This is a genomic window from Halosegnis rubeus (assembly GCF_009184545.1).
GTDB classification, from domain to species: domain Archaea; phylum Halobacteriota; class Halobacteria; order Halobacteriales; family Haloarculaceae; genus Halosegnis; species Halosegnis rubeus.
On record NZ_QJOW01000001.1, the window covers coordinates 144,621 to 159,725 of the forward strand.

Consider the following 15,105-nt stretch of genomic DNA (forward strand, 5'->3'; position numbering starts at 1 on the left):
CGTCGGATTATGTCGATTCTCGTCACCGGCGGCGACGGCTACATCGGGTGGCCGACCGCCCTCCGCATCGCTACCCGCACGGACGAGCGCGTCATCGCCGTGGACAACTGCGCCCGCCGTGAGTGGGTCGCGGAAGTCGGCGCGACCAGTGCGACGTCTGTCGCCGACCCCGAGACCCGCATCGAGGCCGCGCGTGAGGTCCACGGCGCGGCGAATCTCTCCTTCGTCGAGGGCGACCTCACGGACCGCGAGTTCGTGCTCCGCCTGCTCGACACGCACGAGCCGTCGGTCGTCGTGCATACGGCGGCCCAGCCGTCTGCGCCGTATTCGCAGATTAACGGCGAGCGGGCGAACTTCACGCAGCACAACAACATGCAAGCGACGCGGAATCTCCTGTTCGGGCTGTCCGAACAGGGGCTGACGGACACGCATTTCATCGAGACGACGACGACCGGCGTCTACGGTGCGCCCGAATTCCCGATTCCCGAGGGCGGGGCGACGATGGAACACGCGGGCGAACAGGACGAGGTGCCGTTCCCGGCGATGGCGGGGTCGTGGTATCACCTTTCGAAATCACATGACGCGGCGAATCTCCGACTCGCCCACGACCAGTTCGATATGCCGATTTCGGACGTGCGGACGGCGATTACCTACGGGGCGGAGACGGAGGAGACGCGGCCGGACGACCGACTTGCGACGCGGTTCGACTTCGACTACTACTTCGGCGTTGTCGCCCACCGATTCGCGGCACAGGCCGTCGCCGGCTACCCGCTGACGGTGTACGGCAAAGGCGAGCAGCGGAAGCCGTTCGTCTCGCTTGAGGATGCAGTCGAGGGACTTGCACGGCTTGCGCTTGGGGAGACGCCCGACGGACATACCGTGTACAATCAGGTGACGCGGCCGATTGCCATCGTCGAGATGGCCGAGACGATTCGCGAGGTTGCTGCCGAGCACGACCTCAATGTTGAGGTCACGCACGTCGAGAACCCTCGCGACGAGGACGAGACCCACCAGATGGAGATCGACAACGACCGGTACATGGACGTAATTGACGAGCAGCGAGCCACGTTCGCCGACGGGATTGACGACGTGTTGGAGACGCTGCTCGCGCACCGAGAGACCATCGTGAGCCACGAGGACCGCTTCCTCCCGGATGCCCTACAGGAATGAACGTTCTCGTCACCGGGGGGTGTGGCTACATCGGGAGCGTCCTGATACCACTGCTCCAGCGTGACGACCGTGTGGAGCAGGTCACGGTACTCGATGATTTCTCGGCGAGTTCGCCGCGGTCGCTGTTCGGCAGTATCGGTTCGGATCTGACCTTTCACAACGGCGACGTGCGCGAGTACGGCGACGTGGAGACGGCGTGTCGCGGGGTCGACACGGTCGTCCATCTGGCGGCAATTACCGGGGCTGGCAGTACCCACGAGCGACGGGAGGAGACGTTCGCGACGAATCTGGAGGGCACACGAAATATCCTCAACGCTGCCGGGAAGACGGGTGTCGACAACGTCGTGCTCGCCTCGTCGTGTAACATCTATGGGCGAGCGCCGGCTCGTGATATCGACGAGTCGGTCGAGCCGGAGCCGCTGAATCCGTACGCGGAGACGAAAGCTGAATCTGAGTCGCTGCTCCGGGAGGCGAAGGCAGCGTTCGGCTTCGAGGGGACGGCGTTGCGGCTGGCGACGAACTACGGGAACGCGCCGGGCGTCCGGTTCAACCTCGTCGTGAACCACTTCGTGTTCCGGGCGCTCACGGACCGGCCGCTGACGGTGTACGGCGACGGATCGAACTGGCGACCGTTCATTCACGTGCGTGACGCGGCACGGGCCTACAAGCACGCGGCACTCGCGCCCGACGACTGGGTCCACGACGTGTACAACGTCGGGAGCAACGACGAGAACTACCGGATTGCGACGATTGCGGATATCGTAAGCGAGGAAGTCGCTCCCGTGGATATTTCCTATCTCGACGACGAGCACCCCGGGCCGTCGTATCACGTGAACTTCGATCGCCTCGGGGCGACGGGCTACGAGACCGAGTGGACGCTTCGCGAGGGTGTGCGTGACCTCCGGGATGCGTTCCGTGGCGACGTGGAATCCACCTGACTTTTGCTCGCGGCCGTCCGCGTTCGGGTATGAGCGAGCCGCCACACGTCGCCGTCACCGGAGCCGCGGGGTTCATCGGGAGCCGCGTACTCGGGCAACTCCGACGCGACCACCCCGACTGGGAGCTCACCGCGCTGGACAACTTCTACCGTGGCGACATCCGGGAGGTCGAAGGCGTGCCGGTCGAGCACGTCGACATTCGCCACCGCGACCAACTCACCGACGCGCTCGCGGGCGCGGACGTGGTGGTCCATCTGGCGGCGCTGTCGGGCGTCGAGAGCTGTGACGCCGACCCAGATCTGGCGTACGAGACGAACGTTGTCGGGACGACGAACGTCGCGTACACGTGCAAGCGCGAGGAGATCGCCCTCGTCTTTCCGTTCTCGGCGGCCGTGCTCGGCGACCCAACCGAGTTCCCGATTACGACGGCAATGGAGCGCGAGCCGCTGAACTGGTACGGCGAGACGAAGGTGCTGGGCGAGCAGGCCATCGAGACGCTGGCCGACGGCTCCTTTCCGGCCCACCAGTTTCTCGTGGCGAATCTCTACGGCCAACACACGGTCGGTGACCGGACCGTCTCGAAGGATGTCGTCATCGACTTCTTCGTCGAGCGAGCGCTGGCGGACGAGCCGCTGACCGTGTACGAACCGGGGACGCAGGCGCGGAACTTCGTCCACGTGAACGATGTCGCAAACGCGTTCTGTCTGAGTGCGGAACACCTGCTCGACGCCCACGCGCGCGGGGAGACCGGCAGTACGGCCTTCGAACTCGGAACCGAGGAAGCGCCGAGCGTGATGGAGATGGCTGAGCTGGTCGCCGCGATTGCTCGCGAGGAACGGGGGCTGGACCCGACGGTCGAACTCGTGGAGAACCCGCGTGCGGCCGAGACGCTCGTGGACGAGTTCGGTGTCGAGACGACTGCGGTTCGCGAGACGCTCGGGTGGGAGCCACACCACACAGTCGAGGCGACGATTCGCGAGCAACTTCGTGAGGCGTAATTTCTGGATGTCGACGAGAACAAGAGCCGGCCAACGGACGAGAACGCCGTAGAATTGAATCGGATTAGTTCGCCGTCGCCGTCTCGGTTGGTGTCGCGGTGGCCGTCTCACAGTCGATCGTAACGTCCCGTGTAACTTCGACCGACACGTCCTCCCCGTCGGCCGTGACAGTCACTGTTCCGGCCGGGGACTGGGTGCTGTCTGCACACGACAGCGCGACTGTCTCCGACGCGCCGGCTGCTAACTCGTTTGGAACACTGTCTGTCACGATTGACGCCGGCGTCTCGACTTCGGTCACTGTCAGCAGCGTCCCGAAGTTGTTGGTCAATTGGAGATCACCAGTTGCGGCGTCGTATGCGATACCGACATACGCGCTGTCATCGTCGGTCGTCCCGATGTCGACGTTTCGATCTGCGTTCAGCGCAGTGAAGCTCCCCGTTCCGACTGACAGGGTGAGTGTCGCAGCGATGACGAGTGCGAAGACGGCAGCGTGTGTGCGTTTCATGAATTCATCTCCACAGGCGTGTCGCCGCGACCCAGTTGTGACTGGGTGGCGTAGTAGTTGTGATAGACGGCCGAGACCAGCAGCGTGACTGCGCTTGCGGCCACCAGCCACGCGATATCGGGCAGCAGGACGAACGGGTACGCGTCGACGGCGACGGCCGCGGTCAACGCTGCGCCGAGCGCCGCCAGTCCGAGATAGTATTCGCTCCACGGGATGTCGTTACCGCGGACCACGTCCAGATACACTTCACACTCCGCTAATCCCGGTGTTGGCTCGACGAATCCGGCCCGCTTGTCGAACCGCACCAGCCCCGCGTCGTCCAACCGCGGCAGATGTGACTGCTGCAGTGACGTGTACACGCGCTTGCGCTCCGTCGAATCCACGGCCGCAATCTCCTTTTCGAGTTCCCACGCCGCGACCTGCTCTGCCAGATCACCGAGCTCGATACCCTCTGTTCCCATCAGCGCCTCCAGCGCGTAGCGCCGTCGCCGGTTCGACAGCGCATCGAACAGCTCACCTTCGGGAACGTGTTTGTCTGTCTCCCCATGCTGGACCCCCACCTGCTGAGCTTCGGTCGTCCCCATATGATAACACATATATAGATCGTAGTTCATGAGTAATAAAATCACGGCTTTCGTGTGAGTAAATTGGTGCGATAGGTTTGATTGTACTCGCCGATTAAAAATATCGATTTTCGCCGTTTCAGGCTGTTGTTGAAGGTTAAATCGCCGACTCAAACGCTCGTTGAACTGTTTCAACAGCCCCAATACAGAGTGTGTATGGGTGCACGCGTCTGGTAAGCACGCCCTGTGAGCGTGCGGGACACATCATGGAACGACGGAAGTTCATCATCGGCGCAGGGGCATTGGGAGCTGGAATCAGTACGGCCATCGGCACGGGAGCGTTCACCTCCGTCGAAGCCGAGCGGTCGTTCTCGGTCGCGACCGCCGGAGACGCGGAAGCGTATCTCCGCATGACGGCCGCTGATAGCCCGAACGCACAGTACGTTGACGAACAGTCTGACACGCTTTCAGTAACGCTTGACTCGCTGAACGAGAATGCTGTCACGACTGTCGACGATCTCTTCCTCCTGCAAAACGAGGGAACGCAGGCCATCTCGGTGTATCTCACGGACTCGTCTGATGCGGTGACGTTCGAAGCCGACGGAAGCTCCGTTGAGGGAGTCGACGGCGCTGTGCGACTCGGCGTCGGTGAGTCAGTCACTGTCGATGTCGAGGTCGACACGACAGACGCGTCCGGTTCGCTGCTCGACTCCGTCACCGTCATGGCGAAATCACAGGTGTTCGCTGCGGGCGACGACGGCGTCGTGACTGTCGGACCGAGCGGCTCGGGCGTGGACCACAACACGATCCAGGCAGGGGTTGATGCGGCTGCTCAACAGGCTGCAAGCGCTGTGCTCGTCGAAACCGGGACCTACGAAGAACAAGTCACGGTTGATTATGATGGTCTGACTGTTCGAGCAGCACAGAACGGTTCCCCAGTAGTTTCTTCTCCGGATAGCGCAACCCAGACGGTTGAGATTGCCGGCGACGATATCACTACCGAAGGTCTGACTATTGAGAATGAAGTTGGTGACCATGGTATCTTCCTCGCTGACGATGTGAGCGGGGTCTCTATCGTTGAGAATACTATCCAGAACGTCGGCACCGGCGACGGCGCTTCGGGTAATCAGCAGGGACTTGCTGGCGATGGTGGTCAAGAAGGAATCAGCATCGTCGGAAATGAGTTCACCAGCATCAGTTCATCAATTGGCGAGAACGGATACACTGCCAAGGCAATTTGGCTCTCTGCCAATCCGAACAGCAATGTCAACCCCATTCAAGATGTCACGATTCGCGGAAACAGTATCACAGACGTGACGAGCGAGGTGGCAGCATACGGCATCCAACTTCAGTCTGATATCTCTAACGTTGAGATTGATGGAAACATCATTGAGGGCGTCGCTGGAGACCCGGATAATGATGTCAACGACCGTAGTGATTGGGCGGCAGCCGTGAACCTGAGCAAGGGATCACAAGCCGCCGGCCCGCGTGATATCTCAATCGTTGATAACTATCTTGATGCTGTCTCGGCGACAGCTGACGACCCATACCCCGGAACCTCCGTCGTTGTTGAAGGGGAAGCGGAGGCGCGTTCCATCGATGTCAACCGTAATGACATCGAAGCACTCGGTGGGATTGTTAACAAGACCAGCTACGGAGTGGTTGATGCGACGAACAACTGGTGGGGCGCACCTACCGGGCCATCGGGCTTCCAAGAAAACGAGACTGCAACGGCAGTCGACTCTGCTGGAAGCGCGACTGCAAACGGGGACGGCGTTCGTGTTCTCGACTGGAATAACGACGGGACGGCGGAAGTCAACTTCGACAACTTCGCTACCGAACCGTTCTACTCGGAGACGCACACAGTTGCAGCCGACTCCTCGGCGGACTTCCAGAGTGTACAGGCAGCGGTTGACGCCGCACAGCCGACCGATACGATTGAACTGGCTCCTCAAGAATTTAATGGGTCGATCGACGTTCCCGTTGACGACCTAAGTATCAAGGGGGCAGGCGAAGGTGAAACCATCATCGACACCAGCGCTGATCGAGACTATGGTGTCTCTGTCAGCGGCACTAATTTCACACTTAGCAACCTCACCGTCATCGGCCCAGACGGTCCCGAATCATCGGGCTATGGTGTCAAGATATCGGACTCTCCCACTCGTGCCCTCAGCAACGTCACTGTGGAGAACGTAACTGTCGAAGGATCTGCTCGGTCTGAACTTGACCTCAACTACGTCTCCGATGTGACAATCGACAACGTCACGCTGAACGGAAACGGAACGGGTGGCGTCGGCCTAGCCCTCACCGAGTGTACCAATGTGAGTATCTCGAACATCGCGACCAGCGGTAACACCTGGGGCGGTGTCGGGCTTTACTCATACGGTGAAGGCGATTCGAACTACCAGCGTGACACGGACGGTGTGACGTTCTCTGGTGATAACAGCTACGCCGAGTCGCTCCCAGTCTACCAAGATCCGGCCACCGCCGTGACGAACGTCACCATTGGCAGCACGCTGAGCCACAAGCTCTCGACCGACGACGATGCGTTTGTCCGCTACTTCGCGTCTGAGGCAGATGCACAGGCATTTGTCGAATCAGCTGAGGATTTAACCCCCAGCAACTCAACAATAGAGGAACTGTAGACGCCAAATGAACCAGACACGCACGCTGGCCGCACTCACCGCGCTCCTGTTGCTCGCCGCTGCGGGAGCAACAGCCACAGGTGCGTTCTCGGGGTCGCCCGACGCGGTCGCGGCCGAACTGGACGCGACCCCGGCCGACGGGCCGAACGGCGCGTACGCGACCGTCAGCGAGGACGGCCAGCTCGCAGTCGATCTCGGTGAACGAATCAATCGCCGCGGTGTGACGCGGTTCGCGGGCGTGTTCGAGCTCTCGTACACCGGGGAAGAATCCGCGACGGTGTGGCTCACGGACGATTCGGACGCGGTGACGTTCACCGCGTTATCGAACTCCATCGAGGGCGAATCGAACGCCATCGAACTCGGTCCCGGCGAGTCACTCAGCGTCGGCGTGACGGTCGATTCGACCGCCGCTGGGAGTCTCTCGGCCGAGCGCGTGACGCTCCGCACGCTCGTCGACGAGAACGGCGAGACCGTCGTCGAGGTCTCACAGCCCGAACCCGGTGTCGTCGAGGCGGAGACGACCGACGCCGCGCCCGACGACCCGGTCGTCATCGACACGACGGCAGTCAACGCCGACGCCGAGGCGTCTGACCCGACGCTCGACTCGCTGTCGGTGACGACGACCGAGGAGACCGACCTCACGGTCGAGGTGTCGACCAACGACGAGCCGGAGGCTGCACCGGAGCTCGAATCCGAAATCGACGGAGAGACGTTCGGCTATCTCGACGTCGCACACCCGGACACTGTCGACGCGGACATCGGCGGTGCGAGCTTCGAGTTCTCCGTGCCGAAGGCGACACTCGACGACGCGGGACTCGACCCGGCGGACGTGACGCTCTACCGGTTCAACGCCGGCACGTGGAACGAGGTGCCGACCTCGGAAGTCGGCGAGTCGCCGGACGCGTTCCTGTTCCGGGCCGACTCGCCCGGACTCTCGGAGTTCGCTATCGGTGAACGCACGGTCAACGCCGACCCGACGCCGGAGCCGCCGACGGAGACGGACACCCCGACAGCGACACCGACACCGACGGCGACACCGACGGCGACACCGACGGCGACGGCGACCGAGACCGACGACGGCACCGCGACGCCGACGGCGACGGACACGCCGGAGCCGACGACGACGCCAACCGAAACGGCGACCCCGTCCGCGACGCCAGCACCGACCGAGACCGCACCCGCGACGGAGACGAGCGGGAGCCAGCCCGGCTTCGGTGTGCTCGCTGCCCTGGTCGTCGTGGCCGGGACGCTCGCGGCGTACCGCCGCCGACAGAGCTGACGACCTCGAGATTCGAGCCAACGCTCGAATCGCCGAACCCCTTCTTTCGACGCCGCTGACCGCCCGAGTCACGTCGCCGTCCGTCGCTGTCAGGCGGCGTTTCGCTGCCGGGTTCGCCACGGCTGGGTACGTCGCCAACACCGCGATCGGTGTGCTCGAGCGCCCGCGTCACTCCCGGCTTCCCCGACCGAGCCGGGGCCTCTGGAACCGGCCGCCGTCGCCGCCGTGGTGTGGCGGCGGTCTCGTTCGTCGCCGGCCACGTGGCGCAGCCGGGGGTTCGAACTGCGTGGCTCCGCAGCGCTTAATATCACACCAAGTAACAGTTCGCCGTGTCGTGGGGCCACCGCGTTCGCGTTCTCTGTCTGGGACTCGCCGCACTCGTGGTGGCATCGCTGTTCGTCGGGCAGGTGCTCGGCCAGCCCGTGCTCTTGGGCTTCGTCGAGACCGGAAGCATGGAACCGACGCTCCAGCCCGGTGACGGGTTCATCGCGCTACCCGCCGCTGTCGCCGGGCCAATCGAGGAGGGTGACGTGGTCACGTTCCGCGCGACGACCGTCGGGGGTGGCGGTCTGACGACCCACCGCGTCGTTGAGACGCAGGGCGGGCAGTTCACGACGAAAGGCGACGCGAATCCGTTCACCGACCAGGCAAGCGGCGAGCCGCCGGTGACGCGAGCGCGAATCGTCGCCGTCGCTCCGCAGGTCGGCGGCTCGATTCTCGTCCTCCCGGAACTCGGGACGGTCGCCGTCGGGTCCCAGCAGGTCCTCAACACCGCTGCCCGACCCGTCTCGCAGGCCACCGGACTTCCGGTCGCCACAGCCCGTGGCTTCGTCACCGTCGGCTTGACCGTCGGCTTAGCGCTCGCGCTCACGTCCGAGGGAACCGGCCCTCCGGCACGCGACCTCGCCCGCGATGTCGGCGTCAACCGCCACCGCATTACGCAGGTCGTCACCGCCGCGGTCGTGGTCGCCGTGACGGCCGCGATGGTTCTGCCCGCCGGGGCGGCGGCCTTCGAAATCGTCAGCGCCGAACAGGACGCCCCCGGGCCGCGTGTCATCGAACAGGGGGACTCGGAGCAGGCGAACTACACGGTCGCGAACGGCGGCGTCGTCCCCGTGGTGAGTTATCTCTCCGGCAGCGAGCGAGCGAGCGTCGCCACGGAGCGTGTCGTCACCGCGGCGCGAAGCCAACAGCAGACGACCGTGACGCTGTCCGCGCCGGCCGAGACGGGGCTGTACCGAGCGACGGTGTCGGAACAGCGGTATCTGGCCGTACTCCCGGTCGGCGTCATCGACCGGCTGCACGTCGTACATCCCCTCGCCCCGGTCATCGCTATCGACCTCTGGATTGGGGCTGTCGTCTACGGTCTCTTCCGGGTCACGTTGGGGACGGGACGAACACGACGACGACGCGCGGACCGACCGGGGGCGGTCGCGCGTCGACTGCGGAGGTATCTCTGATGGACGAACAGACTCTACTCACGCTCCGGCGAACCGTTGTGAACAACAGCACCGTCCTGCTCGCGGCGGTCGTCGTGCTCGCACTCGTCGGGGGTGGCGTGGCCTACACCGCCCACTTCGATCCCGGGACCGAGTCGGTCGAAGACACCGTCGCCACGTGGGAGACGACCACCGCCTACGACCACTCGGCGAGCGTCACGCGCGAGAACCCGCTCTTCGAGCAGGGCGTCGTCCTCGCGAACCGAGACGCGTACTTCCTGCGCATCACGCCCGTCCTCGACGGGAGCCACCGGTTTAGCTACGGCGCACCGGCCGGTTCGATGACCGTCAGTCTCGACTCGACGCTCGTCATCGAAGCCGTTGACGACGACGGCGAGACGACGTACTGGCAGCGAACGCGACCGCTCGACTCGTTCGAGCGGTCGAACGTCGCTCCCGGCGAGACCCTTCGACTCCCGTTCAGCGTGAACATCTCGGCGGTCAATCAGGACGTCGAGGAGATTCAAGCCGCAGTGGGGCAAACGCCCGGCGAGACGACGGTCGCGATTCGGACCACGGCGACCTACGAGGGAACAATCGAGGGCCAGTCGGTCCGCCGGAGTCGGACGACCGAACTCCCCATCCGACTCGCGACCGCGACGTACACCGTCTCCGAGGGGGAGACTGGTCGCCAACAGCGGACGATTACCGAGTCCCGAACCGTGACGCGGAGCTACGAGCCACTGTGGACGGTCGGCGGTCCGCTAGCGTTGCTGTTCGGGCTGGTCGGCGTGGTCGCGCTCTCGGTGATCGACACCGACCGCCTCGCGCTGTCCGCGACCGAGGCGGCCCGGCTCACCTATCTGCGCGACCGCGCGGAGTACCGCGAGTACCTCTCGGAGATTGCGCCGCCGGCCGACCTGTCTGCCCCATCCACGGCGTCGTCGCTCGCCGCGCTGGTGGATTATGCCATCGACAGCGACTGCGGCGTGTTGGCCGACCACGACGCCGAACCGACGCGCTATCACGTCGTCGACGGCGACCGGCACTACGTCTACGAGCCACCGGCCCGGACACAGCCGCCGGCGCTCGGTTCGCTAATTTCAGTTCCGGGTCGAGCCGACGGGACCGACGACACGGAGACGCCAGACACAGACGACGACACCTGACCCGCGCCGTTAGACGCTCGCTCGCCGCTTCCAGTGAAGCAGATACAGCAGATACACACTCGCCCCGACCACCAATACGCCACCGGCCCCGTACGCGAGCGTTGCCACACCCGCACCGGCGAGTGCAATCTGGACCAACTGGACCCCGACCAGGACAGCAAACAGCGCTGTAATCGTCCAGAACACCGTCGAGAGGAGCGACCAGCCTGCCTTCGGTAACTCCTCGCGGACGATTCGCCGAACGTCGGCGTCGGTGAGCTCGTCGGCGTCGCTCATGACACTCTGTTGTCGTGGCTCACAATGAGCATTGTGCCGGTCAACAGACGGCGACCGTCACGTAGACGTACTCGCCGCTCGCGGCGACGCCGACGCCGATGTGCTCGGCGTTTTCTAACTCCAGCGTGCGACGCGCTTGGTCGTCAGAGAGCAGGCGGTCGACGAGGCGCTGGCCGACTGTCGCGGGGTCGGCACCCGAACGCGGCACGCGGGCAAAGCCCTCCATCGTCTCTTTTGCGACGACGTACTGCTCTTGGTTGTTGACGACCCGGCAGTTCGCGATAGTCGAATTCTGTGCGTAGCGGTCGGCCGTCGTGGAGCCGTCGATGGTGTGGGCGAGTCGCTCGGCGGTCGCCATCTGCTCGCTGTGGCGTTCAGCCATCGCCGAGAGCGCGGCCGGAAGCTGTCCCTCGGTGCTCATCGCCTCGTTGCCGACCGTCGTCGGGTCGTCCTGGAAGGCCGCGATGTCCCGCTCGACGGCTCGTTCGACACGGACCGTATCGAGCGTCGGCACTGGCGTCGGGGTCGATGTTGGCGTCGCGGTCGGCGTCGGTGTCGCCGTTCCGTCGTCCGTCGGTGTCGCTGTCGGTGTTGTGGTCCCGTTGGTAGTCGGTGTGGCCGTCGGCGTCGGCGACTCCGGCGTCGACGGAGCTGGGCCTTGACCCCCGAGCTGTGTCGCGCCGAGACCGACGACGACCGCGAGCACGACCACTGCGACCGCGAGGAGATTCTTGTTCACCGGCGGCCCCCGCGGCGGTGATCGGACCGGTCGTGCGACGCTGCCATACAGTCGCAGGTCGCCCGCACACGAGTTAAAGGGTCCGTCACTCCCGGCTCCTGTAGCCAGTACGTCTATTGCCGATGGGGTAGACATTCGGGTATGCCACTCAGTCGCCGCGCGTTTCTCGCGAGTGCTGGCGTTGCCGCGGGCGGGAGCACGCTCGCCGACCGCGTCGCCCCGGCGACCGGGATGCTCGCGGAGGCTCTCCGTCACACGGCGTCACAGGAGGACCAAGACGACAACGACGGTTTGGTCAGAACCTTCGAGGACGAGTTTCGACTCCGACGGGACGACCGCCAGACGTACGATTTCGAGTTCGACACGTCGGTGACCATTCGCTATGACGCCATCGTCCGGTGGGGGAACGCCCAGCCCGGCGTCGACTTCCTGTTTTTCCAGTCCGACGAAGAGTTCGAAGCCTACCTCGCGGGTCGGCGTGCCCGCTACACGAATCCCGGCTCGCTGTTCGGCGTCGCCAACGTCAACGACTACGTGTTTCAAGATGTCGACGCCGGACGCTATCACCTCGCCGTCGACAACACCGACTGGACCGACGGCTTCGGTGAGCCGCTCAACGGCGACCCCCGCGACATCAACGAGACGCCGAACGTCCCCGGTGGCTCTGCCTCCGACGGCTCCGACGTGCTCGGTATCGATTTCAACTTTCAGGCGACCGAGTTCAATCAGTCCACATCCGATGACTCGAACGGGTCGGAGACGTAGCCGCGCTACTCCGTTCGCTCGTCCGGCGAGATGCCGGTGTCGGCCGTTTCTGCGTCGAGTGAGTCCAACTGCGTCTCAGGCTGGAGCGTCAGTTTCGGGTCTTCCTCTTCCGGCTGCCCGTCGGCTCGGTGTTGTTCGATTGCGTCGACGAGCGTCTCGGTCGTGTCGGGGTCGTCGAAGCCGTAGCTGTCGGTGTCGTATTTGAACTCGAGGTGGAGCACGCCCTCGGCCGCACGGTAGGTGTCGAGCCGGTCCAATCGCACGCCGGAAATCGTCGACTCGAGGCCGATGACCTTCACGAGGAGGAGTCGCTGGTCGGTCACGACGACGTGTGTCGCCCAGCGGTCGAGCAGGCCGTCGGTGGTCGTCGCTGCCGTAACGAACTGCTCGTCGGGCATCAACAGCGAGCCCACGCGCTTTTTGACTCGCCCCGGCAGCTCGTTGACAGACTGGTACACGCCGTGATATTCGCTGGCTGGCTGGTAAACCTTCCTCCCTCACGCAGTCCACGGCGACCCCTCGGGGTCGAAGCGTCGGTAGCGGCGGTCGATGGAATCTAACGTCTCGATGGCGTCGTCGTCGAGATCGAGCGCAGCGGCTCGGGCGTTCTCTGCGATATGGGCACGGCTCGTCGCCTTCGGAATTGCGGCCACGTCGTGGCTCGCCAGCCACGCGAGACACCCTCGCAGATGACACTCACAACGTTCCAAGAGTCGAAACCCACTGCCAGCGACGACTGACTGGCATTCCCACCGTGTGGGAAGCCCCGCCGTTCACGGCGGGGAGGATGTCACCTGACGACCCACACTGAGCGTCCAGTGTCTGTATTCCAGGTTCACCGATATATTTATAACTACATCGGTTGAATTGGAATATATGAGAGAAGCGGAGCTACGGGTTATCGACTGTTTGCGGGATCTGTCCTACTCTGTTGGCGAATTAGCCGATGCAATCGATAAGAGTCAGAGCTGGACGTCGGAGGTCGTTGGCGACCTCGAAAACGCCCATCTTGTAGACCGAACTGACGGCGTCCAACTGGCCCCCACATACGAAGCATCACTGCTTGCCGAACTCCTCGACCGCTACGCACTCGAGAACGTGCTGATCGGGACGAAAGAGGACATTTTGGGTGCGCTGCTCGACGGTCCGAAGACGATTTCGGAGTTACAAACACAGGGGTTCGCCAAGTCCACGCTCTACAAGCATTTGAACGAGATCCAGGAGACGGGTGCGATCGCACACACGGACGACGGGTATGCTATCACCGATGACACGCTTCGGTCGTTCCTCGAAGCGAGAACCCGAACGACACCGTTCGAAACCGAATACCGCGCGAACGGCGACCGACTGGTCGCAACGAGCAAGGCCAACATCGATGGGACACCGACTGCGTTCTCGGCGTTCACTCGCTACGGTGTTGAGTATCACCCAGCGAAGACCTACGTCTATCAGGGTGATCGGTCGCTGGGACTCGAGGCGGTTCTGATCCATGCGGTGACCGTCGCTGAGAACAAGAAACAGATGGCGATGGCTGGCGTATTCTATCTGACCCACAGCGCGACCCTCAACGCCAGCGACCTGTGGCGGCTCGCAAACAGGTGGGAGTGCGTCGAAAAATGGGCAGATCTCTTTGCATACATCGACCAGCGGGAGGTCCACCGCGATGAGCTCTTTCTCCCGTGGGAGGAATTCATCGATCTCGCGAACGACTATGGGGTCTATCCGCGCGGCCAACATCCAGAAGATAGCCTTCGACGGGGGCTCGAAGAGCTTGGCGACCACCTGGAGACGCCTGTCGACGTGTATCTTCTCGGAGGCGGCAACCTCATTCTACGTGGGTTGAAAGATTCGACGAAAGACGTCGACATCGTCGTTGAGGACGGACAGACGTTCTTTGCACTCGCCGAATCGCTTCAGGACCTGGGATACGAGGAGCGTAGTGACTTGGAAGCGGCATACAACCAGCTTGATCCCAGTATTGTGCTGGAGAAAGAAGGGTTTCCGCGCTGGGATATTTTCCTGGAGGCGGTCGCCGGCCAGCTCCAGCTGACGCCGGCGATGATCGAGCGGTGTGACCAGTCATTCGAGTACGGCAATCTTCACGTACATCTGCTCTCGCTGACCGATATCTTCGTGTTCAAATCGATTACGGAACGCGAAGGCGATCTTGAAGATGCCGCACTGATCGCCAGACAAGCCGACCTCGACTGGGAGAGCATCTTCCAAGAGATCAAGACCCAAGAAGATCGCACTGGCCAATTCTTCTCGTTTGCTGTGCTCGATACGCTCGATGTCCTCGACGAGCGGCATAATATCGTCTCCCCAATCACGGACCGGCTCGTCTCGTACTGTCTCGAGAACGCGCTCCTCGTCTCGCTGGATGCCCCGAAAACAATCGAAGACCTCCGAGAAGAGCTGGATTTTCCCGATCACCAGATCTACAACAAACTCCGAAAGCTCGAAGAGGAAGGACAGATCACCGTCGATCGTAGCGGTCGGCTCAATACGTACCAGCGAGCTGACTCAACTGACCGTTGACACCCTCCCCTCGGCGGGCGCTGATAAACTTAACCAACAAATACCGATCAATCGTCTCCTCTGTTGGTTAATTCCTCTCTG

Annotated in this window: 15 protein-coding genes; 9 read left to right on the forward strand and 6 right to left on the reverse strand. The window is 63.2% G+C overall.

From position 1 onward, the window contains the following. Nucleotides 1-9 precede the first annotated feature (9 nt). From DMP03_RS00825 to DMP03_RS00835, 3 genes are read left to right on the forward strand one after another with little or no spacing between them, the layout of a single operon-like run. Entirely contained in the window at nucleotides 10-1,170 is a 1,161-nt protein-coding gene (locus DMP03_RS00825; protein WP_152118844.1) for an NAD-dependent epimerase/dehydratase family protein, read from the forward strand. Next, entirely contained in the window at nucleotides 1,167-2,108 is a 942-nt protein-coding gene (locus DMP03_RS00830) for an NAD-dependent epimerase/dehydratase family protein (RefSeq protein ID WP_152118845.1), read from the forward strand. The genes DMP03_RS00825 and DMP03_RS00830 overlap by 4 nt, the downstream gene beginning before the upstream one ends. Before the next feature lie 29 nt (nucleotides 2,109-2,137). Then, nucleotides 2,138-3,106, forward strand: a complete 969-nt coding sequence (locus DMP03_RS00835; protein ID WP_152118846.1) for an NAD-dependent epimerase/dehydratase family protein — start codon at nucleotides 2,138-2,140, stop codon at nucleotides 3,104-3,106. 64 nt (nucleotides 3,107-3,170) lie between these two features. Here the strand turns inward: DMP03_RS00835 and DMP03_RS00840 are convergent, their stop codons facing one another. Together DMP03_RS00840 and DMP03_RS00845 are read right to left on the reverse strand one after the other, a co-directional pair. After that, the gene (locus DMP03_RS00840) at nucleotides 3,171-3,611 is read right to left on the reverse strand and encodes a hypothetical protein (protein ID WP_152118847.1); all 441 of its coding nucleotides are present in this window, start codon (nucleotides 3,609-3,611) and stop codon (nucleotides 3,171-3,173) included. Continuing rightward, on the reverse strand, nucleotides 3,608-4,195 hold the full coding sequence (locus DMP03_RS00845) for a DUF7344 domain-containing protein (protein WP_152118848.1): 588 nt from the start codon (nucleotides 4,193-4,195) through the stop codon (nucleotides 3,608-3,610). Before DMP03_RS00845 ends, DMP03_RS00840 begins: the two co-directional genes overlap by 4 nt. A gap of 245 nt (nucleotides 4,196-4,440) precedes the next feature. On the opposite strand from DMP03_RS00845, the gene DMP03_RS00850 reads away from it, so the two are divergent. From DMP03_RS00850 to DMP03_RS00865, 4 genes are all read left to right on the forward strand, one after another. Next, nucleotides 4,441-6,819: a right-handed parallel beta-helix repeat-containing protein gene (locus DMP03_RS00850; RefSeq protein WP_152118849.1), complete on the forward strand. Its 2,379-nt coding sequence runs from the start codon at nucleotides 4,441-4,443 to the stop codon at nucleotides 6,817-6,819. 7 nt (nucleotides 6,820-6,826) lie between these two features. After that, nucleotides 6,827-8,098 carry a PGF-pre-PGF domain-containing protein gene (locus tag DMP03_RS00855; RefSeq protein WP_152118850.1) on the forward strand — a complete coding sequence of 424 codons (1,272 nt, stop codon included), beginning with the start codon at nucleotides 6,827-6,829 and terminating at the stop codon, nucleotides 8,096-8,098. A gap of 329 nt (nucleotides 8,099-8,427) precedes the next feature. Further along, on the forward strand, nucleotides 8,428-9,558 hold the full coding sequence (locus DMP03_RS00860) for a S26 family signal peptidase (RefSeq protein ID WP_152118851.1): 1,131 nt from the start codon (nucleotides 8,428-8,430) through the stop codon (nucleotides 9,556-9,558). Continuing rightward, nucleotides 9,558-10,706 carry a DUF5305 domain-containing protein gene (locus DMP03_RS00865; RefSeq protein ID WP_152118852.1) on the forward strand — a complete coding sequence of 383 codons (1,149 nt, stop codon included), beginning with the start codon at nucleotides 9,558-9,560 and terminating at the stop codon, nucleotides 10,704-10,706. The genes DMP03_RS00860 and DMP03_RS00865 overlap by 1 nt, the downstream gene beginning before the upstream one ends. A 9-nt stretch (nucleotides 10,707-10,715) precedes the next feature. Here the strand turns inward: DMP03_RS00865 and DMP03_RS00870 are convergent, their stop codons facing one another. Then, on the reverse strand, nucleotides 10,716-10,982 hold the full coding sequence (locus tag DMP03_RS00870; RefSeq protein WP_152118853.1) for a hypothetical protein: 267 nt from the start codon (nucleotides 10,980-10,982) through the stop codon (nucleotides 10,716-10,718). A gap of 40 nt (nucleotides 10,983-11,022) precedes the next feature. Further along, the gene (locus DMP03_RS14460; RefSeq protein WP_197739271.1) at nucleotides 11,023-11,721 is read right to left on the reverse strand and encodes a CAP domain-containing protein; all 699 of its coding nucleotides are present in this window, start codon (nucleotides 11,719-11,721) and stop codon (nucleotides 11,023-11,025) included. Between the two features lie 141 nt (nucleotides 11,722-11,862). Here DMP03_RS14460 and DMP03_RS00885 point away from each other — a divergent pair, with 141 nt between their 5' ends. Next, nucleotides 11,863-12,486, forward strand: coding sequence for a hypothetical protein (locus tag DMP03_RS00885; RefSeq protein ID WP_152118856.1), 624 nt, complete (start codon nucleotides 11,863-11,865; stop codon nucleotides 12,484-12,486). Nucleotides 12,487-12,491: 5 nt separating this feature from the next. Here the strand turns inward: DMP03_RS00885 and DMP03_RS00890 are convergent, their stop codons facing one another. Both DMP03_RS00890 and DMP03_RS00895 read right to left on the reverse strand, forming a co-directional pair. After that, the gene (locus DMP03_RS00890) at nucleotides 12,492-12,944 is read right to left on the reverse strand and encodes a hypothetical protein (RefSeq protein WP_152118857.1); all 453 of its coding nucleotides are present in this window, start codon (nucleotides 12,942-12,944) and stop codon (nucleotides 12,492-12,494) included. 39 nt (nucleotides 12,945-12,983) lie between these two features. Continuing rightward, a complete protein-coding gene (locus DMP03_RS00895; protein WP_152118858.1) occupies nucleotides 12,984-13,196 on the reverse strand; it encodes an aldo/keto reductase in 213 nt (70 codons plus the stop codon). A gap of 166 nt (nucleotides 13,197-13,362) precedes the next feature. Here DMP03_RS00895 and DMP03_RS00900 point away from each other — a divergent pair, with 166 nt between their 5' ends. Further along, nucleotides 13,363-15,024, forward strand: coding sequence for an ArsR family transcriptional regulator (locus DMP03_RS00900; RefSeq protein ID WP_152118859.1), 1,662 nt, complete (start codon nucleotides 13,363-13,365; stop codon nucleotides 15,022-15,024). The last annotated feature ends 81 nt before the right edge of the window (nucleotides 15,025-15,105 follow it).

Excerpts from the sequence above, each read along its gene's own strand:
- DMP03_RS00855 (WP_152118850.1), top strand. The coding sequence starts at position 6,827 with ATGAACCAGACACGCACGCTGGCCGCACTCACCGCGCTCCTGTTGCTC.
- DMP03_RS00900 (WP_152118859.1), top strand. The coding sequence starts at position 13,363 with ATGAGAGAAGCGGAGCTACGGGTTATCGACTGTTTGCGGGATCTGTCC.
- DMP03_RS00825 (WP_152118844.1), top strand. The coding sequence starts at position 10 with ATGTCGATTCTCGTCACCGGCGGCGACGGCTACATCGGGTGGCCGACC.
- DMP03_RS00835 (WP_152118846.1), top strand. The coding sequence starts at position 2,138 with ATGAGCGAGCCGCCACACGTCGCCGTCACCGGAGCCGCGGGGTTCATC.
- DMP03_RS00870 (WP_152118853.1), bottom strand. The coding sequence starts at position 10,982 with ATGAGCGACGCCGACGAGCTCACCGACGCCGACGTTCGGCGAATCGTC.
- DMP03_RS00850 (WP_152118849.1), top strand. The coding sequence starts at position 4,441 with ATGGAACGACGGAAGTTCATCATCGGCGCAGGGGCATTGGGAGCTGGA.
- DMP03_RS00845 (WP_152118848.1), bottom strand. The coding sequence starts at position 4,195 with ATGGGGACGACCGAAGCTCAGCAGGTGGGGGTCCAGCATGGGGAGACA.
- DMP03_RS00885 (WP_152118856.1), top strand. The coding sequence starts at position 11,863 with ATGCCACTCAGTCGCCGCGCGTTTCTCGCGAGTGCTGGCGTTGCCGCG.
- DMP03_RS00865 (WP_152118852.1), top strand. The coding sequence starts at position 9,558 with ATGGACGAACAGACTCTACTCACGCTCCGGCGAACCGTTGTGAACAAC.
- DMP03_RS00830 (WP_152118845.1), top strand. The coding sequence starts at position 1,167 with ATGAACGTTCTCGTCACCGGGGGGTGTGGCTACATCGGGAGCGTCCTG.
- DMP03_RS00840 (WP_152118847.1), bottom strand. The coding sequence starts at position 3,611 with ATGAAACGCACACACGCTGCCGTCTTCGCACTCGTCATCGCTGCGACA.